The organism is Lentzea sp. NPDC058450 (genome assembly GCF_042721395.1).
Lineage (GTDB): Bacteria > Actinomycetota > Actinomycetes > Mycobacteriales > Pseudonocardiaceae > Lentzea.
Genome location: NZ_JBHXLO010000050.1, coordinates 1 through 22,971, shown reverse-complemented (window position 1 = coordinate 22,971; position 22,971 = coordinate 1). Strand labels below are relative to the sequence as shown.

26 protein-coding genes and 1 rRNA gene are annotated in these 22,971 nt (G+C 66.3%); 7 read left to right on the top strand and 20 right to left on the bottom strand.

The features are described 5' to 3' along the window. Positions 1–135 precede the first annotated feature (135 nt). The gene (gene glnA / locus ACFWNN_RS43355; protein ID WP_285637677.1) at positions 136–1,560 is read left to right on the top strand and encodes a type I glutamate--ammonia ligase; all 1,425 of its coding nucleotides are present in this window, start codon (positions 136–138) and stop codon (positions 1,558–1,560) included. 212 nt (positions 1,561–1,772) lie between these two features. Next, entirely contained in the window at positions 1,773–2,312 is a 540-nt protein-coding gene (locus ACFWNN_RS43350; protein WP_382445826.1) for a hypothetical protein, read from the top strand. A gap of 50 nt (positions 2,313–2,362) precedes the next feature. Here ACFWNN_RS43350 and ACFWNN_RS43345 read toward each other — a convergent pair whose 3' ends face one another. From ACFWNN_RS43345 to ACFWNN_RS43315, 7 genes are all read right to left on the bottom strand, one after another. Next, the gene (locus tag ACFWNN_RS43345; protein ID WP_382445825.1) at positions 2,363–3,550 is read right to left on the bottom strand and encodes a tyrosine-type recombinase/integrase; all 1,188 of its coding nucleotides are present in this window, start codon (positions 3,548–3,550) and stop codon (positions 2,363–2,365) included. 35 nt (positions 3,551–3,585) lie between these two features. Then, positions 3,586–3,768, bottom strand: a complete 183-nt coding sequence (locus tag ACFWNN_RS43340; RefSeq protein WP_382445824.1) for a helix-turn-helix domain-containing protein — start codon at positions 3,766–3,768, stop codon at positions 3,586–3,588. Between the two features lie 14 nt (positions 3,769–3,782). Next, positions 3,783–5,396 carry a replication initiator gene (locus tag ACFWNN_RS43335; RefSeq protein ID WP_382445823.1) on the bottom strand — a complete coding sequence of 538 codons (1,614 nt, stop codon included), beginning with the start codon at positions 5,394–5,396 and terminating at the stop codon, positions 3,783–3,785. Positions 5,397–5,464: 68 nt separating this feature from the next. Then, positions 5,465–6,850, bottom strand: a complete 1,386-nt coding sequence (locus ACFWNN_RS43330) for an FtsK/SpoIIIE domain-containing protein (protein WP_382445822.1) — start codon at positions 6,848–6,850, stop codon at positions 5,465–5,467. 457 nt (positions 6,851–7,307) lie between these two features. Beyond that, complete coding sequence (locus tag ACFWNN_RS43325) at positions 7,308–7,568, bottom strand: hypothetical protein (RefSeq protein WP_382445821.1); 261 nt, start codon at positions 7,566–7,568, stop codon at positions 7,308–7,310. Beyond that, the gene (locus ACFWNN_RS43320; RefSeq protein ID WP_382445820.1) at positions 7,568–7,846 is read right to left on the bottom strand and encodes a hypothetical protein; all 279 of its coding nucleotides are present in this window, start codon (positions 7,844–7,846) and stop codon (positions 7,568–7,570) included. Before ACFWNN_RS43320 ends, ACFWNN_RS43325 begins: the two co-directional genes overlap by 1 nt. A gap of 3 nt (positions 7,847–7,849) precedes the next feature. Further along, positions 7,850–8,317, bottom strand: coding sequence for a hypothetical protein (locus tag ACFWNN_RS43315; RefSeq protein WP_382445819.1), 468 nt, complete (start codon positions 8,315–8,317; stop codon positions 7,850–7,852). A 192-nt stretch (positions 8,318–8,509) separates the two neighbouring features. On the opposite strand from ACFWNN_RS43315, the gene ACFWNN_RS43310 reads away from it, so the two are divergent. After that, a complete protein-coding gene (locus ACFWNN_RS43310) occupies positions 8,510–9,397 on the top strand; it encodes a DUF5919 domain-containing protein (protein ID WP_382445818.1) in 888 nt (295 codons plus the stop codon). After that, positions 9,397–10,191, top strand: coding sequence for an inositol monophosphatase family protein (locus ACFWNN_RS43305; protein ID WP_382445817.1), 795 nt, complete (start codon positions 9,397–9,399; stop codon positions 10,189–10,191). The genes ACFWNN_RS43310 and ACFWNN_RS43305 overlap by 1 nt, the downstream gene beginning before the upstream one ends. 4 nt (positions 10,192–10,195) lie before the next feature. On the opposite strand, the gene ACFWNN_RS43300 is transcribed toward ACFWNN_RS43305, so the two are convergent. Continuing rightward, on the bottom strand, positions 10,196–11,707 hold the full coding sequence (locus tag ACFWNN_RS43300; RefSeq protein ID WP_382445816.1) for a DUF5677 domain-containing protein: 1,512 nt from the start codon (positions 11,705–11,707) through the stop codon (positions 10,196–10,198). A 263-nt stretch (positions 11,708–11,970) separates the two neighbouring features. On the opposite strand from ACFWNN_RS43300, the gene ACFWNN_RS43295 reads away from it, so the two are divergent. Further along, positions 11,971–12,126, top strand: coding sequence for a hypothetical protein (locus tag ACFWNN_RS43295; RefSeq protein WP_382445815.1), 156 nt, complete (start codon positions 11,971–11,973; stop codon positions 12,124–12,126). 73 nt (positions 12,127–12,199) lie between these two features. On the opposite strand, the gene ACFWNN_RS43290 is transcribed toward ACFWNN_RS43295, so the two are convergent. The 4 genes from ACFWNN_RS43290 to ACFWNN_RS43275 form a co-directional block, all read right to left on the bottom strand. Continuing rightward, the gene (locus ACFWNN_RS43290; RefSeq protein WP_382445814.1) at positions 12,200–12,484 is read right to left on the bottom strand and encodes a hypothetical protein; all 285 of its coding nucleotides are present in this window, start codon (positions 12,482–12,484) and stop codon (positions 12,200–12,202) included. A 380-nt stretch (positions 12,485–12,864) separates the two neighbouring features. Then, the gene (locus ACFWNN_RS43285; RefSeq protein WP_382445813.1) at positions 12,865–13,128 is read right to left on the bottom strand and encodes a hypothetical protein; all 264 of its coding nucleotides are present in this window, start codon (positions 13,126–13,128) and stop codon (positions 12,865–12,867) included. Between the two features lie 110 nt (positions 13,129–13,238). Continuing rightward, the gene (locus ACFWNN_RS43280; RefSeq protein ID WP_382445812.1) at positions 13,239–13,736 is read right to left on the bottom strand and encodes an NADAR family protein; all 498 of its coding nucleotides are present in this window, start codon (positions 13,734–13,736) and stop codon (positions 13,239–13,241) included. 37 nt (positions 13,737–13,773) lie between these two features. After that, a complete protein-coding gene (locus ACFWNN_RS43275) occupies positions 13,774–14,100 on the bottom strand; it encodes a hypothetical protein (RefSeq protein ID WP_382445811.1) in 327 nt (108 codons plus the stop codon). 348 nt (positions 14,101–14,448) lie between these two features. Between ACFWNN_RS43275 and ACFWNN_RS43270 the strand changes: the two genes are divergently transcribed. Then, on the top strand, positions 14,449–14,682 hold the full coding sequence (locus ACFWNN_RS43270) for a hypothetical protein (protein WP_285637667.1): 234 nt from the start codon (positions 14,449–14,451) through the stop codon (positions 14,680–14,682). Positions 14,683–14,747: 65 nt separating this feature from the next. Here the strand turns inward: ACFWNN_RS43270 and ACFWNN_RS43265 are convergent, their stop codons facing one another. From ACFWNN_RS43265 to ACFWNN_RS43240, 6 genes are all read right to left on the bottom strand, one after another. Next, a complete protein-coding gene (locus ACFWNN_RS43265; protein WP_382445810.1) occupies positions 14,748–15,680 on the bottom strand; it encodes an NADP-dependent oxidoreductase in 933 nt (310 codons plus the stop codon). Then, complete coding sequence (locus ACFWNN_RS43260; RefSeq protein ID WP_382445809.1) at positions 15,677–18,577, bottom strand: bifunctional [glutamine synthetase] adenylyltransferase/[glutamine synthetase]-adenylyl-L-tyrosine phosphorylase; 2,901 nt, start codon at positions 18,575–18,577, stop codon at positions 15,677–15,679. The genes ACFWNN_RS43265 and ACFWNN_RS43260 overlap by 4 nt, the downstream gene beginning before the upstream one ends. Before the next feature lie 27 nt (positions 18,578–18,604). After that, positions 18,605–18,790 carry a hypothetical protein gene (locus ACFWNN_RS43255; RefSeq protein WP_382445808.1) on the bottom strand — a complete coding sequence of 62 codons (186 nt, stop codon included), beginning with the start codon at positions 18,788–18,790 and terminating at the stop codon, positions 18,605–18,607. Next, on the bottom strand, positions 18,787–19,920 hold the full coding sequence (locus tag ACFWNN_RS43250; RefSeq protein WP_382445807.1) for an anion permease: 1,134 nt from the start codon (positions 19,918–19,920) through the stop codon (positions 18,787–18,789). Before ACFWNN_RS43250 ends, ACFWNN_RS43255 begins: the two co-directional genes overlap by 4 nt. 86 nt (positions 19,921–20,006) lie before the next feature. After that, complete coding sequence (locus ACFWNN_RS43245) at positions 20,007–20,762, bottom strand: type 1 glutamine amidotransferase (protein WP_382445806.1); 756 nt, start codon at positions 20,760–20,762, stop codon at positions 20,007–20,009. A gap of 25 nt (positions 20,763–20,787) precedes the next feature. Next, entirely contained in the window at positions 20,788–21,219 is a 432-nt protein-coding gene (locus ACFWNN_RS43240) for a rhodanese-like domain-containing protein (RefSeq protein WP_382445805.1), read from the bottom strand. Positions 21,220–21,299: 80 nt separating this feature from the next. Between ACFWNN_RS43240 and ACFWNN_RS43235 the strand changes: the two genes are divergently transcribed. After that, positions 21,300–21,749, top strand: coding sequence for an Lrp/AsnC family transcriptional regulator (locus ACFWNN_RS43235; RefSeq protein WP_382445804.1), 450 nt, complete (start codon positions 21,300–21,302; stop codon positions 21,747–21,749). Here ACFWNN_RS43235 and ACFWNN_RS43230 read toward each other — a convergent pair. Both ACFWNN_RS43230 and rrf read right to left on the bottom strand, forming a co-directional pair. Continuing rightward, on the bottom strand, positions 21,746–22,582 hold the full coding sequence (locus ACFWNN_RS43230) for a GNAT family N-acetyltransferase (RefSeq protein ID WP_382445803.1): 837 nt from the start codon (positions 22,580–22,582) through the stop codon (positions 21,746–21,748). The two genes, ACFWNN_RS43235 and ACFWNN_RS43230, sit on opposite strands and share 4 nt — an antisense overlap. A gap of 131 nt (positions 22,583–22,713) precedes the next feature. Then, positions 22,714–22,830, bottom strand: a 5S ribosomal RNA gene (gene rrf / locus ACFWNN_RS43225). Between the last annotated feature and the right edge of the window lie 141 nt (positions 22,831–22,971).

The window sequence follows — 22,971 nt, the reverse complement described above, 5'->3', positions numbered from 1 at the left end:
ACCCGCAGGTCGCCTTGCCCCGTTGGGCGTGCCCGTTAACACTGGCGAAACATCCGAGTGACGGACGGGCAACACCGTCGTCATACGGTCGCTCGTGATGACAAGCCGTTGTCCATAGTCAAGGAGTCGACGAGGGTGTTCAAGAATTCCGACGAGGTGCTGAAGTTCATCACCGACGAGGGCGTCAAGTTCGTCGACGTGCGGTTCAGCGACCTGCCCGGCGTGATGCAGCACTTCACGCTGCCCGCCAAGGCGTTCGACGCTGACGCCATCGAAGAGGGTCTCGCCTTCGACGGCTCCTCCGTGCGCGGCTTCCAGTCGATCCACGAGTCGGACATGCTCCTGCTGCCCGACCTCTACACCGCGCGCCTCGACCCGTTCCGGATCGAGAAGACGCTGATCGTGAACTTCTTCGTGCACGACCCGTTCACGCGTGAGGCGTACAGCCGCGACCCGCGCAACATCGCGCGCAAGGCCGAGCAGTACATCACCGACTCCGGCATCGCCGACACGGCGTACTTCGGCGCCGAGGCCGAGTTCTACATCTTCGACTCGGTGCAGTTCGACACGACCGCCAACTCCGCGTTCCACAAGATCGACGCGGTCTCCGGCTGGTGGAACACCGGCCGTGAGGAAGAGGGCGGCAACCTCGGCTACAAGGTCAAGTACAAGGGCGGCTACTTCCCCGTCACCCCGAACGACCACTACGCCGACCTGCGCGACCAGATGGTCCTCAACATGGAGGCCCAGGGCTTCACCGTCGAGCGCGCCCACCACGAGGTCGGCACCGGCGGCCAGGCCGAGATCAACTACAAGTTCAACACGCTGCTGCACGCCGCGGACGACCTGATGCTGTTCAAGTACATCATCAAGAACACCGCCTGGCAGGCCGGCAAGTCCGTCACCTTCATGCCGAAGCCGCTGTTCGGCGACAACGGCTCGGGCATGCACACGCACCAGTCGCTGTGGAAGGACGGCGCGCCGCTGTTCCACGACGAGAGCGGCTACGCGGGCCTGTCCGACACCGCCCGCCACTACATCGGCGGCATCCTGCACCACGCGCCGTCGCTGCTGGCCTTCACCAACCCGACGGTCAACTCGTACCACCGCCTGGTCCCGGGCTACGAGGCCCCGGTCTCGCTGGTCTACTCCCAGCGCAACCGCTCGGCGTGCGTCCGCATCCCGATCACGGGCAACAACCCGAAGGCCAAGCGCATCGAGTTCCGCTGCCCCGACTCGTCGGGCAACCCGTACCTCGCCTTCTCGGCGATGGTCATGGCGGGCCTCGACGGCGTGAAGAACAAGATCGAGCCGCCGGCCCCGATCGACAAGGACCTCTACGAGCTCCCGCCCGAGGAGGCCCGCGACGTCAAGCAGGTGCCGGCCACCCTCGACGCGGTGCTGGACAACCTCGAGGCGGACCACGAGTTCCTGCTCGAGGGCGGCGTGTTCACGCCGGACGTCATCGACACCTGGATCTCGTACAAGCGCGAGCAGGAGATCGACCCGCTGCGTCTGCGCCCGAACCCCTACGAGTTCGCGCTCTACTACGACGTGTGATCGGCGCAGGGCTTTGACCAGCCGTTTCACCGGTTGAAGCCCCAGCCAGGCCGTCTCCAGGCCGTCCGGTGTGGAGAGGCCGCCGTCAGGCCGCTTCCAGGAGAGGCCGCCTGATCGACCAAGGCCGAGGGCCGGGTGACTGTCTCAGTCGCCCGGCCCTCGGCCTTTGTGTCTTGCCGCCCGCTACGGAGCAACTCTCCTAGTGTGCCCACATGCCTAACCCTTGGGTACTTCTTGCCGGAGCGGCGGCCGCAGTCCTTGCTGCGATGTTCGCCCTGATTGGCGTCCACTACGGACAGTGGCTGCAAACTCAACGGGAACGAGAGAACCGCGCGGAGTTGTGGAAGCGCGAAGATCGCCACCGGTTCACGATGCACAAGAGCGAGCTGTACTCCAACCTGATCGGCAGCCTTGACCGCTGGCTCAAGGACCTCAAGGCCGTCAACGTAGATCAACTCTCGAACAACTCCGGACAGCGGAATAGCATCGATCAGTGGCTCAACTGGATCAATGCGCCGCACGATGAGATCGAACCCAGGCGGAATGTTGACATTCTCGTTGGCCGGGTACGGCTTGTCTCCCAACAGATGTGGCAGAGAGTTGATGATCAAGTCGATTTGATGGATGTAGCCACCTTCGAGCTTGCTTCCGGTGGCGACGAGGCCGACTTTGACTTGCCCGCAATCGAACGGAGTCTGCAAGCATTGGCAGACTCGATGAGGGCTGAGCTCAACGGAGAGGACAGCAACTGACCTCAACGGGCCAGGCACCCCTAGGCCACCACAGATGCACATGCCTGAAGTCATCTCGCGGACGCCATTCCTTTATCTATCGCCAACCGAGCCCGCTCGAAGCTCGACGGCATCAGGTGGGTGTAGACCCGGAGCGTGAACGCCGGGTCAGCGTGGCCGAGGAACTCCGCCAGCGACCTGATGCTGATGCCCTGCTCCAGGAGCATCGACGCGAAGAAGTGCCGCAGCGCGTGGAAGCCTTCCGCGCGTCCGGGGGCAAGCACGCCGGCTTCTACAAGCGCGGGCTTCCACACGTGGTGGTTGAACGAGTGCCGGTAGATCTGTTTCGACTCCCGCGTGTAGATCAACAGCGGCACCGTCACGAGCTTGCCGTCAGGAGTCCCCCACGGCAGCGTGATCGGAAGCGGCTCGAACTTCTGAACGTGCGCGTCGATCGACTTCCCCAGGCTGCTGGCCAGAGGTACGTCCCGAGTCTTCCCATGCTTCGGCGGAGCAAAGATCATCTTGCCGCGCACGATCTTGATCTGACGTACGACGTGAAGGACACCCTCCGACTCATCCACGTCGTCCGGCGAGAAGCCGAAGACCTCTCCCTGCCGCAGGCCTGCACCCGCGCCCAGGTCCACGCCGACGCGGTACCGCTCTCCGATCGAGGACCGGACCGCGTGAACTCGTTCGGGCTCCCAAGGAACGATCTTCGGGTACTCGCCACGTGGCTTCTTCACGGACTTGGCGTTGCACGGGTTCTTGCGGATGCGCTCGTCATCCACGGCCGCCGTGAAGATTGCTGAAACGTTGGCGAAGATCGTTCGACGGTAGGTCTCCGCCAGGCCCTTCTTCTGGAGCTTGCGGTCCCACGTCTGGATCGTGGACGGCAGGATCACGCGCAGTTCGTCGTCCCCGAAGTATGGGAAGACGTGGAGCTTGAGCCGGATCTCAACCTGCTCACGCGTCGACTCATCGAACGTCTGCCCGTCGAGCCAGTGTTCCTCCGCGTATTTCCTGAACGCGATCTTCCCGGCGTCGGGGTCGAGGTACGTCCCCTTGTTCTTGTCGTTCTCCATCTCGTGCAGAAAGGCTTCCGCCGCAGCCTTCTGGCGATCGGGAAACGACTTCGTTCGCTCACCGCCGCCCGGCAACGGGATGCGCACCTTGTAGCGCAATCCCTTGCCATGCAAAGAAGTCTTCTCTCGCACGCCGTCCTTGACGGTCCACCAGCGGTCTTGGATGTGGCCCATGACAGTCTTCTCCCCTTGTTCGAATTCGAGTGCTGTCAGGCCGCTTCAGCGCTGCTGAACCACTCGCGCACCTTGGCCGGGTCCCAACGAAGGTGTTTGCCCACCCGACGTGCAGGAGGGCCGTAGTGCTTGGTCCGCCACCCACGAATCGTGTGCACAGGCACCCCGAGGAAGGCCGAGAGGTCTTCCACTGTCCATAGCGGTTCGACGTTCGACATGAGATCCCCCCGGATCAAGCCGCTTGTACCGAAGTTGCTGAAACATCTGGCGCAGGGCGAGGCAGGACGGCCAGGACGGCTTGCGCCTGGTCGTACTCCGCCTTCCACTTGAGCCGTTGCGCGACCATCTGCATGAGCAGTTCGGCGCGGCCGGGAACGTGCGGGTCACCCGCTTGAACCGGCGACCACATCAGCCGCGTCCGGTCGGTCTCCTGCTTGGCGATGCCTGCCGCCGCAAGGGCTTCCTTGACGAAGGCCGCACGGTCGGACTTGTGTTCGGCGAGGGTCTTCCCCGACCAACGCCGTGACACGAGCACACGCCGGCCGGGCAAGCCGAGCGTCTCCCTTCGATGTGCTTTGGACCGGCAGCGACCCGGAGCCATCCGGGAGTGAGCGCCCTTGGGCTGAACCCCGTAGGCCAGCCAGACCGCGCACCGGTCCGAGCAAGGCGTGACAGCCAGCTCTGCCGCCAACCGGTCAGCATGATCGGAGGCCCGAGACGACGCGTCCGCGTGCACCACCTCGGAGATCGACTTGACCAGGTACTTGGTCAGGTAGCCGATGTGGCGTCCGGCTTCCTCGCTGCCGCCGAGGATTCCCTTGGAGTGGACCTGTGCACCGAACTCAGCCACGTGTGCCGGAGCGTCGAGATCAGCGACAGCATCAGCCCACGGCGTGAGCTGTACGCGCGTCTCCGGGTCCACGAACCCCATCAACTGCGAGTCCCACACCGGCATCTGGTCGCCGCTGTACTTGATCTCGTCGTGGCTGGGCCACCACACCTGGAGGTAGGTGGCCGCCGTGACTTCGCGGATGACCCGATGCGGGATCGCGCCCCTCACCGCGAAGTGCGCGTGAGGCGTGATCCGCTTCTGAGGCTCGACCGTGCCGAAGTACTGCGCGTCGAACCCGACGACCCGCCGCAGGTTCTGCCACCACCGGTCGACCAGCGACGCGAAGTGCACCGCGTCCCGAGCAGCACGGCGGTAGTCGTACGTCGACGGATCGACCGGGGAGCCGTCCTCGCGCACCTTGCCGTAGGTGTCGAGGGTGAGCGTGACGAAGGTGGACGGCCGGTACTTGCCCGCGAACTCCCTGCCCACCGTGCGCTTGTCCACCTTGCGCCGAGGCAGGTTGGGGGCGTCCTGACGTCGGCGCGTGGACCGAATCGGAGCTGTTTTCGCAGGTAGATCGACCGATGGAAGGTTGCCGCGGACACCCTCCCCACGCAGGTCAGCGTCCGCTTCCCGGATGGCTTCCCGCAGGTCATCGACCTGGTCCAACGCACCTTCTGCCGCCGCCTTCCGGTACTCCGCCGTCAGGTCCGAGCGGTACGTCACCAACTCGACCTGGTCAGTTGAAGGCGCTTCCCGTTCGGCTACGGGCTCGTGGTCGAGGTGCCAGCCCTCTCGACACTGGGCCATGCGGGACTTGCGGTTGCGGTCCGCGCAGGCCTGGCACTTGCTCGCCTGAGTGGAGTTGCACCGCACCGCGACGATGCGCACTTCTCCGGTGTCGAGGTCAACCACCTCACGGACCACAGGCCGGGTGCACACGCCGTGGTGTTCCGCAGCCGCCTTCACCACGTCTAGCGTGAGCGGCAACCGTGCCCGCTCAGCCGACCTCATGCCCGCAACATCAAGCGGCACAGCAGGAACGACGTTAACAGCGTCTGTAGTGGACTGTTCGTTGGTCATCACGCCGCCATCCCTTCCGTGCCGTCCGGACGTCCGGGGAACTCGTGGACCGTCGCGTCCTCTGCGGTGAAGAACAGGGCCAGCTCGACCAGGTCCGCGTCCGTGACGTGGAAGGCCCGAGCCCGCTCCGGTTCCCGGCGGCCGTCTTGCTTGACCCAGGCGACACCGGGGGTGTTCTCGCTGATCTCATGAGCCGCCGCACCGCGCTGCCTGACGCCGTCGCCCAGGACCATGTCCACCTGAACCGGCTCATCGAGCCGCAGCGCAACGCGCGTGGTGAAGAGGTGCCGGAACCCGACGATTTCCTTGCGCGGGTCCTGGACCAGAGCGACGACCGCAAACCCAGGAGCGCGTCCCTGCGAGGTGATCGTCTGCACCGCCCGAGCAGCTCGATCCCGCAGGTTCTTGTCCGTTTGGTAGGCGATCACGTCCGCCAGTTCGTCCACGATCAGGACCGTGAACGGCTCACCCGTCGAACGCGCCCACAGCCGCCGAACACCCCGGTACCGAGATGCCCTCTCCCTGACCTCAGTGGCGATTTCCTCCAGCAGTGCCACGGCATCAGGACCGTTGTCGTAGACGACCTTCGCGAAGGCGTCCGGGCACTGGCCGAGCTCCATCCCGCCCTTGGGGTCGATGCCCACCAGGCGCACGAGTCCCGCACGAATGGCCGGGGCGAGCTGCCACACGATCGACCACAGCACCGAGCCCTTGCCAGCACCGGGCACGCCCACGACGAGGAGCTGAGACCCGAGCAGCCGCAGCGACCACGGCCGGCCTGTCTCCGTCTCGCCCACGACGACCCGCTTGAGGTTCACCGCCGCCACGTCGTCAGTCAGCGCGGGAACGAGGACCGGCCGGCCGAGCGGGTCAGAGTGGATGAAGTCGAGTTCCAACACCCGAGGCCGCAGGACGCGCACCCGGCATGACTTGGCGTTGAACGAGTGCGCCAGGTTGTCCCGCCTGGCCTCCCACTGGTCCGGTGACTGCGCGGGAACCATCCTGACCCGCACCCGATCCCGCCAGCCTTCCGAGCGCACGCGGCCGAGCTTCGGGCGGTACTCCTTGCCCCGACTGTCTTTGGACAAGTCCGCCAGCCGCGTCACGGTCCGCCACTGCGGCACGTAGACCGTGGCACGCCGCCACTCAGTCAGCACGCGGAACCAGACGTGCCGGACGTACGACGGCCGGTGAAGCCCTGCCCAGATCACCAGTCCGCCAGTGAGCGTCAGCGCGACGAGGACCAGCACCCACAACCCGAAGTGGATGTAGATCAGGTAGACCGCAAGGCCGCCGATCACGGCCACGGGGTACCGCAGCGCGAGCGCGACCAGGCGCACGGCCAGCCAGCAGCTCAGGAACACCAGCGCGACCGGCAGGAACACGACCTTCACCCACCGTGGAAGGAAGAACCACCACGGGAGACGAGGCCGGACACCCTCGAACGGAGCGGGATCAACCCACCTGTTCCCCGCCATCACGCCTCACCGCCGTTCGCGATGACCGTGACGAAGATGAGCGGTAGCCAGCCCAGGCAAATGCAGCACTTGATCTGCCCAGGGGCGTAGATGCCGAATCGATGGCATGTGGGGCACTGCCGACCGTTCGGCAGCTTCCACACGGATGGACGACCGGCCCCGCTTGACGTGCCACACGAGTGTGGCGATACGCTCTGCATGACTCGAATCCCCTTGTGTCCCAACGAATACATGGCTGTTCGAGTCGGTGTGAATCGCCGGGAAGCAGTCGAGGCCCGCCAAAGACTTTCGACTGTTTCCCGTGCGACACACCAACATCGGGTCTTCAGTTGTTGATCACTTGCAGCGTCGTTCTGACGACCGTTCAGAGCTTGTCCGGCATGCCGCCGACCCAGCCCGTACCGCTCTTGGGTTCCAGCACGGCGGCCAGCAACCCGGCATGCTGCGACAACTTCCGCAGGAAGGCCGCCAACAACTGCTCACCGTCCGGGCCATCCGGCACGTGGATGGCAATCTGCGACGGGTCCAGGTTCAGCCGCAGGCAGTAACCCGCAGCGGCCTCGTCCGGCCACGGCACGATGTCAGCCGCCGCGCCAGGCCCTGGAGCAAGCAGAAGCTTGATCATCATCGCCCCTCCTGCCATCCGAGAGTTCGCGTCTCTGTCGCCGCCGCGTGGTGCTCGAACATGTCGGCCGCGTGGAGAGCAGCCGCTTTGGCCCACCAGTCGGTCTTGGGCAGCGCCGCGAGGTTTCGCCAGACCGACGCCACCTCCCGGCAACTGACAGCCAGGCGAGCAACTTTCTCCGGATCGACCGCACCCGCGTAACGGTTGGCGTCCTCCGCCGCCGTGTAGGCGCGGTAGGCGTCCTCCCACTGGGATGCGAGCAAGTCGAACTCCGACACGGGTTACGCCGCCTTGGAGGAGTCAGTGACTCCAGCGCCACCCTTGCTCACCTGCGGCGGAGTGCCCGCCGACTTGCCCGAGGCTCGGAAGCCCGATGCCCGGTAGATGTAGCTCTGGTACTTGAACTCGCCGTTCCCCGCAACCTTCGGCTCAGCAGTGAGCCCGTCCAGCTCGATCGGTCGCATCCCCGGCAGCACCTCACCGGTGGTCGGCACAGGCTGGACGTCCGCGAGGAACGTGATCTCGAAGCTCTTGCGCTTGGCGTTGGGCTCACTCGGGTCCGTGACCGAGACCTTCCACTGGCGCTTGCCCGTCGACTCGTCGATGCGCTGCCGCACCGGTCGGCCGGCGTTCTTCTCGTCGCGGGTCTGGTACTCCGTGTCCGGGGCGACCTCACCCACCATGACGAGGCCTTGTGGGAAAGCGTCATCGAACGAGACCGGGAACCGGTGGCCCTTTGTGATGCCCATGATGTGCTCCTCTGAAGGGGCCGCTCATCTGCGGCTGTTTGCCCTAACGGGCGTTGCACATTCAGAGTCGGAGCCGTTTCGTCCCGTCTGAGTTCCGCCGAGGTCTCGTCTGGCGCGCCGAAGGCTCAGATAGTCTCTTCTTTGTCTCGTCCCGCTGGTAGCGTGGTCTCGTCTCACCACGGGGGAGGGCTCATGGCCGCCGAATCGACGCTGTTGAAGGTGCTCCTGCGACAGCGACACATGCAGGGCTACACGACGTTCCGCAAGGAGTACGACCGCGTCGCGAAGCAACTGGACAGCGACCTCATCGGCAAGTGGCCGAGCAAGGCTCAGTTCTACCGCTGGATGTCCGGCGACCTGCAAGGCTTGCCGTACGCGGACCACTGCCGGATCTTGGAGAAGATGTTTCCCGGCTGGAGCGCCCAGCAGCTACTCGAACCCCACGACGGCGACGGCGACAGCTTGGTGACCGCTCCCCAACGAGACGCCGCGCCCGCCCACCCCGCTCCGCGTCCGGTGCAGCTTCCGCAGCAGACCCGCCTTGCAGACCTGACGGCCGTCTACCCGACGAGGACCGAGTTCCTGCACAACGTCACCCCGCGCACGTTGTTCGACGGGGCGCAGGAGATCTACATGGCCGGCCTCTCGCTGAACATGTTCTGCCAGCAGTACTCAGACCGGAGCATCCTCGACGCGATCGAGCAGGGCACGGTCATAAAGGCGTTGTTCCTCGACCCGAACGGCACCTACACAGCGGCCCGCGAGCGTGAGGAAGGCTTGCCGGACGGGCACCTCAGCACCCTCACGCGCTTGAACATCGAGGCGATCCGCCGCGTGGGCTCGAAGGTGTCTGCGGGTACAGTGGGATCACTCGGCATTCGCGTCTACGACGAGCCGCTTCGCTTCAACATCACCATCATTGACCAGCGGAAATGCATCGTGCAGTCGTATCTGCCGGACGCCCGCGGAGTTGAGTCCCCGACGATGGTCATCGAGAAGAACGAGGCCATGCCGGGTCTCTACACGACGTTCGCCCAGGTCTTTGACTCCATGTGGGATCGCGCACAGGAGGTTGCTTGATGCACCAGCTCGACCATCTGGCGGACGTGGCCAGGAGTGCCGTCCGACTCGGCAATGAGCTGATCAAGAACACTCGCCCGCACACCGTCACGGAGAAGACAGACCGCGACACCTTCACCGAGGTGGACGTTCGGATTGAGCGCGAGGTTCGCGCGTACCTCGCAGACGCGACACCGGAGATCGGTTTCGTGGGCGAGGAGGAGGGCCGTAGCGAAGCAGGCGCCGGCAGTCCTTACGTGTGGGGCCTGGACCCGATCGACGGCACGGCCAACTTCGTCCACGGCGTGCCCCTGTGTGGCTGCTCCCTGGCACTGATCCAGGGTGACCGCACGGTGATCGGCGTGATCTCGTTGCCCTACTTGGATCTTCACTACTCCGCCGTTCTTGGCGGAGGCGCGTTCGTCAACGGCAAGAAGCTCGAAGCGAGCAAGACGACAGAGCTGTCCAAGTCCATCGTGGCAATCGGTGACTACGCACTTGGCGAGGACGCCGCCGACAAGAACCGTCAGCGGATCGCCCTCACCGCCGCGCTTGCTGCCCAGGTCGAGCGCGTCCGGATGTTCGGGTCTGCCGCCCACGACCTTGCCTGGCTTGCCGAAGGCCGTGTTGACAGCGCGATCGTCCTTTCAAACAAGCCACTAGACCTAGCAGCGGGCATCCTCATCGCACGCGAAGCCGGAGCAGTCGTCATGGACAGCTCCGGCGCCGACCACACGAGCAAGTCTGAACACACCATTGCATCCGCACCAGGCGTGGTGAATCAGATACTTTCACTCGTACAGTCGATCGTCTGATAAATTATTCCGCTTGCCCTGTTTCCGATTCACCCTCAGTGGACATCCAGGAAAAAGCGCTATTAACAGCATCCTCGTCGGTTTCCAGAATGCGAAGACTAACTCGAATCAACGCATGAAGCGACTCAACCCATGACATCGCCAGCGCGGACTTATTCCCCGCCGAGAGCGATAGGCTTGGAATCAGGTGTGCGCGATGCAGGATATTCATGCAGCGCTCCATGCAGTGCGTCTCTATCGACCACCACTCAGAGTGCGTCACCCCGCTAGAAATGTAATAAGCGTGGCGATAGAGGTCGATCAGACCAGATTCCTCCGCCATCGCACGAAGCGACTTCCCGCCCGCGAATGAGTCTCGCGTGTCTACCACTCGATGATCAATCACTTCATCGTTATGACTAAGACGGTTGAGCTCGTCTATCGCTTCACTAACTCCAGGACGCAGCCAGTCCTGAGGAATCTCGGACATCAGCCTGGAGTACAGCTTCGCCTTTCCCGCGCCATACTCTTGGAAGGCGCGGTAGATCGCCGGATCTTGCTTGGCCATCCACTCAACGTAGATCCTTACTTCCACAAGCATTCGGCCGACATGCGCCCCATGCTCCAAGCACCAGAGATCCGGGTTGCCAAGAGCCGTAATCACTTCCCTAGCAGCCCTAGCCACCAGGCCGGCGTTAACTTCCTGGCACTCCTGATCATAAAGGCGTGCCGGCGCAGTCTCCAAAGCCTCAATGTAGCTAGAAAACAGGCCCGTCGCGAAGCGCTGTAGATCGACTCCTTCGCCGACCCCAGAATCCCCATCTTCAACGCTCGACTCAGGGTCCGAATCCGCCAACACCGACTCCTCAACTTCGCGACGACGAATACATCGACTCGTCATCGAGTTCACGTCCCAGAACGTCTTTGCCCATCGAATGGCCGAATCGTAGCGAGCGGCGTCTCGGTACAATTCGAGCCCCTTCCGCGCACCCCAAGAAGCCCGGACTACCGTGTCGGTCTTCGACAGCGCCTCCGCATCATTCGGATAGACACGAAGAAGATCTATGGTCGTTCCGTCAGCACGAAACTGGCCAGCCTGGACTGAACTCCAGATCGAGAGACACTTGATAATCGCCTCCCGGTGACCATCGCCAACAGCCTGCATGACCGCCTTGGCAAGAAGATTTATCTCCTCTTGGCCAGGCGACTCCAGTTCAATGTCCGTCAACCATGCCGCGGGTCGTTCAGGATAGGAAGCCAGTGCCTTTGCAACCTGCATGGGCAGGATCCCATGCTCAACCGCACGGCGCTTAATAATTTCCCGCGCATCCGGGTGCAATTCAGCCAGCTTGTCCAGGCTTGTGAGTCGCCCATCCAGACCATCTGCCAGCGCTTCAGGCTCCACCAATCCAGCAAGATCCTTCTGGACGGCCCCTTGCCACCGTACGAAGCGAACAGCCTCAGAAGTTCCAAGGTCGACAAGTGTGAGCGCGGGCCACAGAAGATCAGGCAGGTCGTCCCGCACCCAGTCGCCCATGTTGAGAACACCGGTCGCCACGAGTGGCGATAGGTATCGGCGTCCCCTTCGGACGTGCCCTGCAAGAGGGCCCGACGTCTCCGTACGTTGACCGTTCACAGATCTACTGTAGGGCCAGCACGTGGCCAGCGAGATCGAATATTGCCGACGGCGACACCACATGGCTTAACGAACCAGGCCGAACTTTGCGCACTGCTGAATTCAGCTCTATGGGATCAAGGCGCCGCCGTCGGCGGCGCGCGGCGGGCCGGTCACCTGCCAGCGTGGCCCGCATTCATCCGGGCACGTCGGGCTCCCGCTTCGCTCCGCCCGCCGGCCACGGCGGCGCGGTCCCTGCGGTGGCGTGGCAGCACGCCGCCGACGACGGAACCGACATCATGAGCCGTCAGCGAACGTCGGTCGGGACGATCGCGCCGTGATTGAGCTGATGGAGCTGGGCACGGCGATCGACGCCCGTCAACGCTCCGCGTCAACGGCCACCGAGTCCGGGTGCTAGCCAGCGGTGGCGAGCTGCACCACGATGGCAATGATTGCCACAACGAAAGCCGATCCAGCGATCCAAAGATTGGCCTTTGCGAGCGCTCGTGACGCCCTAGCCTCGTCAAGAGCCGCTTCAGCGGCACGATTCGAAGCGGCAGCGGCACGCTCGAACGACCGCCTGCTCAGCTCGTCAAGGTAGTAGTTGATACCCACAGACGTGTTCTTGGCGAGGTGGTCGTGAGCCTGCTCGATCTCTTCGTCAGTCATTGCGCGCAGCTGCTTCAACGTGTGGGACATGACGCCGAAGTCTGCCCCACGACTCGTGGACACGATCGAGTCATGGCCCGTCGGCACAGACACAAGATCAGGCCGTCTTCAGGCCGTCAGACGTGGATCAGCGTCGATCAACGACGGCAAACGTCGAGAACAAACGAGCAGGTCAGACTAGGTGCGATAGCGCGAACCGCAGCTAGTCGCCGACCGGTGGCAAACCTACGACGTGTGATCGGTTGAGCTTCACCTGGAAGGCCCGGCAGGAGTTCCTGCCGGGCCTTCCGGCTGTCTAGGCGCTGTCCTGCAAGTTCGTCAGGTGAGAGGCGCGGGCGAGAGACCCGGAGGCGGTGCGCCTCCGGGGCCCTCGGCCGCCACTGTCGCCCGATGAACTTGCAGGACAGCGCCTAGACCCCCAGCAGCGTCGCCTTCGACGAGACGCCGTTCATGCCCTCGCTCACCCGCACGTTCGACACCAGCACGTCCGCCTCGCCGCCGGTCGGCAGCTTGATGCGCGCCTCCCCGCCGGTCAGCTCCTCCGCGGCCGAGCCCGCACCGGACAGCTGCCACATGCCGGCGTCGTCCACCGTCTCGATCAGGTCGACCCGGTCCAGCTCGACCGCGTTGCCGTCCGCGTAGACGAGGCGGGCCGGGCCGGAATAGCTGAACATCGCGGTTCTCCCTGTCAGGTCGGCGTCGACATGTACACGGATGCGGGACCGCTTGCCGTTCAACGGGATTCCCGCGTTGATCCCAAGAGGACTGAGCCCTCACGCGTTTCTCACGCCGCGAGCTTCGCGCGGACCTCCATCAGGGCCTCGCCGAGCAGGTTGAGGCCTAGCCACTGCGACGGGTCGAGAGCGCGCGGGTCGGTGGCCACGAGGCCGATGCCCCACACGCGGTCCTGCGGGCTGGCCTCGACCAGCACCCTGGAACCCGTGCCCAGCAAGTAGGAACGCAGTGAGGGGTCCTGGCCGAACTTGGCCAGGTTGCCTTCCACGACGATGTCCAGGCGCGCGGAAACCCACGCCGCGTCGGAAAAATCGGCTACCTGGCGGCCCAGCGACTTGGCCTCGGCCGAGGTGCGGGCGGCCAGCACCTGAGTGGCGATGTCGACGTCGTTGAAGAGCATCGCCTTGCGCCACATCATGTAGTGCTCGGCGGAGGTGAAGGTCTGGCCGTCGACGGAGAACGTGCACGGCCACCACTGCGACAGGCATCCCTTGCCGATGGTGCCGTCACGTTCGGGTTGGTGTCCCCAGAAGAACAGGAATTTCACGGCCGGAAGACTAGGCGTGCCCGGTCCTGTCGGAAAGTCACTTCGGCAGCGGGATTCCGGTGACCGTGATCGCGGCGCCGGTCGGCGCGAACTGGCCGGAGATCGACGAGAACGTCAGGGTGAGCGAGTTCACACCGGCACCGAGCTTCTCGTCCACCACGACGATGCCCGTGGAGGTGGTGCCCTGGATGACGGGGCCTTCCCACTTGCTGCTCGACGCCGCGTAGGTGCGGTTCAGATCGTCCACGACGGCGATTCCGACGACGGGGAGGGTCATGCGGGCCTGGGAGGCGTTCGTGGCCGTCACGAAGAGCTTGACGCGGCTGTTCGCGACCTCGACGCGGTTGACCTCTATGGTCAGCATGCCTCGCTGTTGCTTGAACGAGCCCGTCCCGACCTTCACCTCGGCCGACGGCTCGGTCGTTTCCAGTACGCCCTCAGGGGTTTCGACGCCGTTCGACGTAGTGGTCGTCGCGGTCGTGTTCGGCTGAGCGGCCGAATTCTCACCACTGAGTGCAAACTGGATCACGCCGAGTAGCGCGAGCACACCAACGGCAACACCCGCGATCGTGACCGCGGTCTTCGTTCCGCGCGTGACCCGACGATGCTGCATGACTTCCTTCGTTGAACCCCGGGATGCCCACAGCTCCCCCTCTGGGCGCGCCTAGTCTCATCTCGATTGGGTGAAACGTCAATGCGCTAGTGTCCGCGCGTGTCTCAAGATGTCGCCGAATTCACGGCTCCGCAGCTGCTCACCACCCACATCTTCGACTCCGCGGGAGATGCTCTCGAAGCGGTTCAGGCCGCTGACGTGCTCGACCTCGGTGTCCGCGTCTACAACCGGCTCGTGCCCGACGTCGACGACGCGGAAGCGTTGGAGGAGGAGTGGGTGGTCGAGGTCTACACCAGCGCTCCGGCGGTGGACCCCGACTCCGACGAGGACTGAGCAGTTCCAGAACCGGGGGCACCCCATCAGGAGTGCCCCCGAACCTGAAGAAATAGCTGAAGATTTCAGACCGTCAGCACGACTTTTCCACGCACATGGCCACCTTCGAGCAGCTTGTGCGCCTTAACGGCCTCCGCCAAGGGAAAAGTCTGCTGCACCTCGACGCGCAACCGCCCCTCGGCGACCAGGTCCACGAGCCACTGCGTCTGCTCCGCGTTCGGCCGGGCCCAGGTGTTCACCACACCGTTCTCCAGCGCCCGCGGTCCGTCCACAATGGACGTCATTCGCGCCCGGTCGCGGACCAGCTGCAACGACTGGTCGAACGCGAGCCCGCCGGCGTTGTCGATCACCACGTCCACCTGGCCGTCGCCGCCGACGAGCTCCGCCACCGCGTCGACCAGCGCGTCTCCGTACGCGACGGGCTCCGCGCCGAGCGAGCGCACGAAGTCGTGGTTGCGCGGCGAGGCGGTCCCGATCACCCGGGACGCGCCGAGCTCACGCGCGATCTGCACCTGGAGGTGCCCGACGCCACCGGCGGCCGCGTGCACCAGGACGACGTCTCCGGAACCGGTTCCGACGGCCTTCAGCGCCTGCAACGCGGTCAGCCCCGCCAACGGCAGCGCCGCGGCCGTCACGAAGTCCACGGTGGACGGTTTGCGCGCGACCAGCCGGTCCGGCAACGAGATCAACTCGGCGTAGGCGCCGAACTGGACGTGGTCCTTGCGGGCGTACGCGAGCACCTCGTCGCCGGGCTTCCAGTCCTGCACGCCGATGCCGACGGCCCGCACGACGCCGGAGACGTCCCAACCGGGGATCAGCGGCAGGTGGTGCGGCATGAGCCCGCTCAGGTACCCGGCTCTGATCTTGAAGTCCACCGGGTTCACCCCGGCCGCGCGCACCTCCACCAGCACCTGGTCGGGCCCGAGCAGCGGGTCGGGCAACTCCTGCAACGACATGACCTCGGCGTCGCCGAACTGGGTCAACGCGATCGCTTTCACGGTTTCTCACCGTAGAAGACACGCTCCGCGACCGCACGCGCACGACGGGTGGTCCTGCGGTACTCCTCGAGGAACTCCCCCGGGTCACCGCCGGGCTCGTGCCCCATCACCGACGCCACCGCGACGAGATCGCGCCCGGACGTCGGCAGCTGGTCGGACGCCTTGCCCCGCACCAGCGTCACGGCGTTGCGTGCCTGCGTCGCCAGGTTCCACGCCGCCGTCAGCGACGCCGCGTCCTCCTCCGCCAGCAGCCCCGCCTCGACGGCGGCGGCCATCGCGCCCATTGTGGACGGTGTGCGCAGGCCGGGCACCGCACCGGAGTGCTGGAGCTGCAACAGCTGCACGGTCCACTCGACGTCCGCGAGCCCGCCGCGGCCGAGCTTGGTGTGCGTGCTCGGGTCCGCGCCGCGCGGCAGCCGTTCCGCGTCGACCCGCGCCTTGATCCGCCGGATCTCCCGCACCGACACCGCGTCCAGCCCGTCCGCCGGGTACCGCAACGGCTCGATCAACGCCTCGAAGTCGGCACCCAGCGCGGCGTCGCCCGCGATGAACCGGGCCCGCAGCAACGCCTGCTTCTCCCAGATCTCCGCCCACTGCCGGTAGTACGCGCGGTAGGAGTCCAGCGTCCGCACCAGCGGCCCCTGCCGTCCCTCCGGCCGCAGGTCCGCGTCGACCTGCAACGGTGGGTCCTGCGACGGCGCGCCGAGCAGCCGCCGGATCTTCTCGACGACCCCGCTCGCCCACTTCACCGCGTCGGCGTCGGACACGCCCTCGTGCGGCCGGCACACGAACAGCACGTCCGCGTCCGATCCGTACCCGAGCTCGTGCCCGCCGAGCCGGCCCATGCCGATCACCGACAACGCCGCGACGGACTCACCGGACGAGCGCACCGCCGCGTCCAGCGCGCTTTGCAGCACCGAGCTCCACACCTCGGACAGCGACACGCACACCGTCTCCAGCGGCATGAACCCGAGCAGGTCCGCCGCCGCGATGCGCAGCAACTCGTGGCGCCGCAACGACCTCGCCGCCGCGATCGCCCGCGCCGCCTCCCCGTAGCGGGAAACGGCGCTGCGCAACGGGTTCCCGATCGCGTGCGGGTCGCCACCGACCAACGCGTCGGTGTCGGCGAGCAGCCGCAACACCTCCGGCGCGCGCACGAGCAGGTCCGGCACCAGCCGCGAGGTGCCGAGCAGCACCGCGAGCCGTTCGACGACCGCGCCCTCGTCGCGCAGAAGCCTGAGGTACCAAGGGGTTTCCGCGAGCGCCTCGGACACCTTCCGGTACGCGAGCAGCCCGCCGTCCGGGTCGGGCGTGCCGGCGAACAGGTCCAGCAGCACCGGCAGCAACGCACCCTGGATGCGCGCCCGCCGGGACATCCCCTGCGTCAACGCCTGGATGTGCCGCAACGCGCCGTCAGGCGACGTGTAGCCCAACGCCGCTAGACGAGCCACGGCCTCCTTGGTGGTGAGCCGCAACGCTTCCGTCGGCACGCCGGCGACGGACTGCAACAGCGGCCGGTAGAACAGCTTCTCGTGCAGCCGCCGAACCTGGTTGGCGTGCTTGCGGAACTCCGCCAGCAGCACCTGGCCCTCGGACTTGCGCCCGTCCGCCGCCAGCCCCACCGACCGCGCCAGCCACCGCAACGCGGTCACGTCGTCGTCGGCAGGGAAGAGGTGCGTGCGCAGCAACCGCTGCAACTGCAGCCGGTGCTCCAACGTGCGCAGGAACCGGTACGAGCGCCCGAACTCCGCCGCGTCCTCACGCCCGACGTACCCGCCCTGGCCCAACGCGGCCAACGCGGCCGTCGTCGCCTGGATGCGCAGGTCCTCGTCAGAACGGCCGTGCACGAGCTGCAGCAGCTGCACGGCGAACTCGACGTCGCGCAACCCGCCGCGGCCGAGCTTCAGCTCCCGGTCCGCCAACGGCGTCGGCACGTGGTCCTCGACCCGGCGGCGCATCGCCTGCACGTCCTCGACGAAGTTCTCGCGCTCCGCCGCCGTCCACACGTACGGCCGCACGACGTCGAGGTAAGCCTGCCCCAGCTCGGCGTCGCCGGCGACCGGCCTTGCCTTCAGCAGCGCCTGGAACTCCCAGGTCCGCGCCCACTTCTTGTAGTACGACGCGTGCCCGTCCAAGGTCCGGACCAGCGCGCCCGCCTTGCCCTCCGGCCGCAGCGCCGCGTCGACCTCGAAGCACGACTGCCCGGCGATCTGCATCATCGTGCTGGCCAGCCGGGTCGCCACGCCGAGCTCGCCCTCGGCGACGAACACGACGTCGACGTCGCTCACGTAGTTCAGCTCGTTCGCACCGCACTTGCCCATCGCGATCACCGCGAGCCGGCAGCGGTCAGCGCCGTTCACCCGCTCCTCGGCCAGCTTCAACGACGCCCGCAACGCCGACACGGCCAGATCGGACAGTTGCTCGGCCACCGTGTCGTACGGCACGAACGGCAACTCCGGCTCCACGACGTGCGCCAGGTCGTTGGCCGCCACGAGCAGCAGCTTCGCCCGGTACTCCGTGCGCAGCACATCGCCTTCGCCCAGCTCCAGCGACACGTCGACGTCGTCGGTCAGCGAACGCCACCGGTCGGGGTTCACGACGAGGAAGTCGGCGAGCGCGGTGGACGAGCCGAGCACGGCGAGCAGCCTCCCGCGCACCGCCACGTCGTCGTGCAGCGCGGCCGACAGGGCGTCCCAGTCGGCGGCGGCGTGCAGGCGTTCGAGGCCCCGCAGCGCGAGATCGGGATCGGGGCAGCGGGACAACGCGGACAGCACGGGCTCGGCGCCGTCGGCGGGCCTGCGGTCAGCCCACAGGCCGAGGCCGCGCAGCACTTCCTCGCTGCGCGGCTCGGTGAGCCCGAACCGGGCTGGAGACGCGTGGCGGACAGGTTCGCTCATTGTGAGCCAACCCTATGCTCCGCGACGTCAGAAGACGATCAGAGACAACCCGTAGAGCACCACGGCGACGCACCCGGCGAAGCTCGCGTACGCGGGCACCTTCCTGTCGCCGGAGAGCGAGCGGATGCCCACGACGAACAACGTCACGACCAGGATCGTGGTGAGGAGCGTGGCGCCGAAGACCTGGACGAGCGCCATCCAGTCGACCTTCATGCCGCCACCTTGTGCAGTTCGGCCTGCGCGGCCACCTCGTCGACGATCTGCTCGGGCTTCACCGGCTCGCGGCGGGCCAGCAGCCAGATGCCGATGGACACCACGCCACCGATGACGGCGACGCCGACGATCCCGACCGTGCCGGTGGACGCCCACTTGCCGGCGAGCGCGCCGACGATGCCCGCGGCGGGCAGGGTGAGCAGCCAGCCCGCGGCCATCTTGCCCATGGTGCCCCACTTGACGCCCCGCCGGTCGCGGCCGAGGCCGGAGCCCATGATGCCGCCGGACGCGACGTGCGTCGTGGACAGTGCGAAGCCGAGGTGCGAGGACGCGAGGATCGCCGTGGCCGTGGAGGTCTGCGCGGCGAAGCCCTGTGCGGGCTCGATGGTGGTGAGGCCGCGGCCCAGCGTGTGCGTGATGCGCCAGCCGCCGAGGTACGTGCCGAGCGCGATCGCGACGCCGGCGCTGACGATCACCCAGGTGGGCGGGCCGGAGCCGGGGGCGAGCGAGCCGGACGTGATCAGCGCGAGCGTGATGATGCCCATGGTCTTCTGCGCGTCGTTGGTGCCGTGCGCGAGGGAGACCAGCGAGGCGGACGCGACCTGGCCGACCTTGAAGCCCTTGTGCGCGACCTTCGGGTCGGCCGCCTTCTTGAGGCGGTACACGATGATCGTGGCGGCGGCCGCGACCAGGCCGGCGACGAGCGGCGCCACGATCGCGGGCACCAGGACCTTGTCGACGACCTTGGCGAAGTGGATGGCGTCCACACCGGACGAGACCCAGGCCGCGCCGATCAGGCCGCCGAACAACGCGTGCGACGAACTGGACGGCAGCCCGGCGTACCAGGTGACGAGGTTCCACATGATCGCGCCGACCAGCCCGCCGAAGATGATGGCGGGCGTGATCTGGGCGTCGTCGACGATGCCGCCGGAGATGGTCTTGGCCACCTCGACGGAGAGGAACGCGCCGACGAGGTTGAGCACCGCTGACAACGCGACCGCCGTGCGGGGCTTGAGCGCACCCGTGGCGATGGAGGTGGCCATGGCGTTGGCCGTGTCGTGGAATCCGTTGGTGAAGTCGAAGATGAGAGCAGTGACGACGACGATTATCACTACGAGAGCGGGATCCACAGTGATCCTCCGGCTGGATCGAACAAGCTGTCCAGGAGGTTACGGTACCGCTAACGGAGGAAGTCTTAAAACCTACGAAAGTTATGTCACACCAACGGAAGTTGTGTGCCAAACCCGCCCGCGGGCAACAGTTCTCCCCGAACGAGTTTCGCGAAGCGGGCGACGAACGGCTGCCACACCTCCTCGATGTCGCGGTGCGCCTGCTCGAGGAACTCCTGGTCGAAGTGGTGAGCCCGCGCACACGCGGCCGAATCAGGATCCTTGGCCGCCCAGTTCAAGACGATTTCCGGCGTCGTCTCGATGTGGAACTGGAGGCCGTAAGCGCTCGCTCCTACCCGAAACGCCTGATTCGGGTATTTGGGAGAAGCCGCGAGGTGTTCCGCGCCGGGCGGCAGCAGGTGCACCTCGTCGTTGTGGAACTGCAGGACGTCCGGCGTGAACGGCAGGTCCTCGAACAACGGGTCCATGCCCGCCGCGTCCCGCTTGGCCACGAGCAGCACGCCGACCTCCGGCCCCTGCGGACCCTTGCGCACCTGGCCACCCGTGGCGGCCGCGAGCAGCTGCGCGCCGAGGCAGATCGCGAGCGTCGGCAGTCTCTTCGCCACCGCGCTGGACAGCAGCCGGCGCGCGTCCGCGAGCCACGGGTGGTCGAGGTCGTCGAGCGCGCCCATCTCCCCGCCGAGGCAGATCACGCCGTCGTAGCCGTCGAGGTTCTCCGGCGCGGGCTGGTCCTTGAGCGGCACGAGGTCGAGCTCGACGCCCTCGGCGTCGAGCCAGTCCCCGAGCTTGGCCAGCGGGTCTGACTGCGAGGGCTGCAGGACGAGCAGGCGCGGTGCGTTCACGCACTTGAGCCTAGGTCCAGGCCGGTCAGCAGTGACACGCGACCTTGGTTACCACTGCTCCGACGAGCTGGTCGGACTCGACCGGATAGCCCGCGTTCCGCCACGCCGTGATGCCGCCGGAAAGTCGCTTCACCCGGTAGCCCCGCTGGGCGAGCGCGAGTGCTCCCTTGGTGGCGGCGTTGCACTGGAAGCTCTCGCAGTAGCAGACGTAGACGAGGTCCGGGTCGAGGTCGAGGGTGTCCGGGAGGTCGCGGTAGGGCAGGTTGATCGCGCCGGGGATGCGGGCCTGGGCGAACGCCTCGGGTGCGCGCGTCTCCACCAGGACGTAGCCGGTGACGTTGCCGTCCTGCAGGTCGCGGTGCACGTCGTCGGGGTCGGCCTCGAACGCGAGCTCGGCGGCGAAGTGGTCGGCGGCGGTCCGCGGGTCGGCGGCGGGGAAGCGCAGTGCGTTCGTCATGTCGTTGATCCTGCTGGGGTTTCCGGCGCGCGGACATGACGAAGTCCAGGCGTTCGGGCTGTTCTCCCTATGATTTCCAGGTGGAACTCGACGCGGTGGACTGGAAGATCCTGTCGCTGCTCCAGCAGGACGGGCGGATGTCGTTCACGGAGCTGGGGCGGCAGGTGTCGTTGTCCGCGCCGGCCGTGACCGAACGGGTGCGCCGGCTGGAGTCCCTGGGGGTGATCACCGGGTTCACCGCGGTGGTGTCGCCGGCCCGGCTGGGGCTGCCGATCGAGTCGATCGTGCGCGTGCGGGTGCGGTCGTTGGACACGCCGCGGTTCCGCTCGCAGGTGCTGGTGCTGCCGCAGGTCCTCGACGCGGATCACGTGACCGGCGACGACTGCTGGCTGCTGCGCGTCGTCTGCCGGTCGATGGTGGAGTTGGAGGAGCTCGTCGAGGTGATGCAGCGGTACGGCGACACGACGACGTCACTGGTGTTCTCGTCGCACGTGCGCAACCGCCCGCTGGCACCCGAGCTGTTCGGCTAGTCCTGCCACCAGTACTCGGCCCAGTCCTCGACCGGCCGGTAGCCGATGCGCTGGTAGATCGAGTTCGAGACCGGGTTGGTGAGGTCGGTGAAGAGCAGGACGTCCGCGGCGCCCTGGTCGAGTGCCCACCGCGTGACGGCGGCGGTGGCCGCGGCGCCGTAGCCGTGCCTGCGGTGTCCGGGTGGGGTGTAGACCGGGCCGACCCTCGTCATGCCGGCTTCCGGGAGGCTGCCCGACGCCCACGCGACCGGTGTGCCGTCGCTCTCCCAGAGGACGTGGCCTGTGCCGAGCTTGAGGGAGCCGCGCATGGCTTCGGTGGTGCCCTCGTTCGGTGCCTCGGGGACCGCTTCGATCAGGAACTCCCTGCGCCACGCGCCGAGGAGGTCCACGTCGGCCTCGGTGGCGAGGCGCCAGGAGTCGGGGACGGTCGGCGGGGCGAGCGTGCCGAGGCGGTAGAGGCGGGTGGCGAGGGATTCGCGGTAGGTCTTGCCGGTGGCGTCGGCGAACGCTGTGGCGAACGCCTCAGACCTCTCCTTCGGTCCGGTGACACCGGGGCCGTCCGGGTCGATCTCGGTGATGACTCGCACCGCCAGTTCTGCCGCGGCGACCGGGAGATCGGCTGTCTGGAACGGCCACGGCGGGGTGCGGACGAGCGAACCGATCACCTTTCCGTTGTCGTGGAACGTGATCAGGGTCGGCGGGAGCTCGGCCGGCAGCTGCCGGATGCGGTGGAGGGAGGTCAGTGCGACGGTGTTCCGCACCGGATCGGCGGTCAGCCGTTCGTGGGCGGCGGCGTCGAACGACGCCAGGTCTGGGTGCACAACCGCGTCCATGTCGTCCATCAGACCACCGCCCGCAACCGAAATAGCTGTCCAGCCGGCGTAGCGCCTGCCCCTGAACACGCCAAAAGACCCCTGAGGGGAGCACTGATGTACTCGACCCTCAAGGGTCTTCCGGAAATAATGTTCGGCGACGACCTACTCTCCCACACCGTAACCAGTGCAGTACCATCGGCGCAGAAGGGCTTAACTACCGGGTTCGGAATGGGACCGGGTGTTTCCCCAACGCTATTATCACCGAAACTCTGTGGAGTTGTACCTGCGGCGATCGGTTGCCGCTCGGTTCTTCCAGAACCGCACAGTGGATGCGTAGCGTCTTTGTAACAAGTCCTCGGCCTATTAGTACCAGTCAGCTCCAACCGTTACCGGTCTTCCACCTCTGG

Excerpts from the sequence above, each read along its gene's own strand:
- ACFWNN_RS43350 (WP_382445826.1), top strand. The coding sequence starts at position 1,773 with ATGCCTAACCCTTGGGTACTTCTTGCCGGAGCGGCGGCCGCAGTCCTT.
- ACFWNN_RS43345 (WP_382445825.1), bottom strand. The coding sequence starts at position 3,550 with ATGGGCCACATCCAAGACCGCTGGTGGACCGTCAAGGACGGCGTGCGA.
- ACFWNN_RS43340 (WP_382445824.1), bottom strand. The coding sequence starts at position 3,768 with ATGTCGAACGTCGAACCGCTATGGACAGTGGAAGACCTCTCGGCCTTC.
- ACFWNN_RS43335 (WP_382445823.1), bottom strand. The coding sequence starts at position 5,396 with ATGAGGTCGGCTGAGCGGGCACGGTTGCCGCTCACGCTAGACGTGGTG.
- ACFWNN_RS43325 (WP_382445821.1), bottom strand. The coding sequence starts at position 7,568 with ATGATCAAGCTTCTGCTTGCTCCAGGGCCTGGCGCGGCGGCTGACATC.
- ACFWNN_RS43315 (WP_382445819.1), bottom strand. The coding sequence starts at position 8,317 with ATGGGCATCACAAAGGGCCACCGGTTCCCGGTCTCGTTCGATGACGCT.
- ACFWNN_RS43310 (WP_382445818.1), top strand. The coding sequence starts at position 8,510 with ATGGCCGCCGAATCGACGCTGTTGAAGGTGCTCCTGCGACAGCGACAC.
- ACFWNN_RS43305 (WP_382445817.1), top strand. The coding sequence starts at position 9,397 with ATGCACCAGCTCGACCATCTGGCGGACGTGGCCAGGAGTGCCGTCCGA.
- ACFWNN_RS43300 (WP_382445816.1), bottom strand. The coding sequence starts at position 11,707 with ATGGGCGACTGGGTGCGGGACGACCTGCCTGATCTTCTGTGGCCCGCG.
- ACFWNN_RS43290 (WP_382445814.1), bottom strand. The coding sequence starts at position 12,484 with ATGTCCCACACGTTGAAGCAGCTGCGCGCAATGACTGACGAAGAGATC.
- ACFWNN_RS43285 (WP_382445813.1), bottom strand. The coding sequence starts at position 13,128 with ATGTTCAGCTATTCCGGCCCGGCCCGCCTCGTCTACGCGGACGGCAAC.
- ACFWNN_RS43275 (WP_382445811.1), bottom strand. The coding sequence starts at position 14,100 with ATGCTGACCATAGAGGTCAACCGCGTCGAGGTCGCGAACAGCCGCGTC.
- ACFWNN_RS43260 (WP_382445809.1), bottom strand. The coding sequence starts at position 18,577 with ATGAGCGAACCTGTCCGCCACGCGTCTCCAGCCCGGTTCGGGCTCACC.
- ACFWNN_RS43255 (WP_382445808.1), bottom strand. The coding sequence starts at position 18,790 with ATGAAGGTCGACTGGATGGCGCTCGTCCAGGTCTTCGGCGCCACGCTC.
- ACFWNN_RS43240 (WP_382445805.1), bottom strand. The coding sequence starts at position 21,219 with ATGACGAACGCACTGCGCTTCCCCGCCGCCGACCCGCGGACCGCCGCC.
- ACFWNN_RS43230 (WP_382445803.1), bottom strand. The coding sequence starts at position 22,582 with ATGGACGCGGTTGTGCACCCAGACCTGGCGTCGTTCGACGCCGCCGCC.